Source organism: Paraburkholderia sp. SIMBA_053 (assembly GCF_046534895.1).
GTDB classification, from domain to species: Bacteria; Pseudomonadota; Gammaproteobacteria; order Burkholderiales; family Burkholderiaceae; genus Paraburkholderia; species Paraburkholderia caledonica.
This window is the reverse complement of record NZ_JAWRXU010001037.1, coordinates 1-259: the sequence shown is the minus strand read 5'-3', so window position 1 is coordinate 259 and position 259 is coordinate 1. Positions and strand designations below refer to the sequence as shown.

Genomic DNA, 259 nt, shown 5'->3' with positions numbered 1-259 from the left:
CAAGGAGGTTCCAATGACGGTCTATGTAATGCTTACCGTTGACCTCAATCGCGGGGTCTCGGATGAAGCTCGGCAAAATTTCTATGACTACCTAGCCAAAGAGAAGTGGACGCGTCTAAAGCTCACGACAACTTTCTGGGCAAAGTTCGCGGAAATTGCCACACCAGAAGGTGCCATTAACACAACAAAGAAAGATGTCAGAAACGCTGCGTCCAGTTCTGGCATTTCTTACTATGAGGCGGCCGCAGAAGTAGGCACC

At 49.4% G+C, this 259-nt stretch carries 1 protein-coding gene; it reads left to right on the top strand.

Annotated elements, in window-relative coordinates; translation table 11 throughout:
• Positions 1 to 13: 13 nt before the first annotated feature.
• Positions 14 to 259: hypothetical protein (locus SB753_RS38785; RefSeq protein WP_410805377.1), on the top strand; the 246-nt coding region annotated here is incomplete at its 3' end.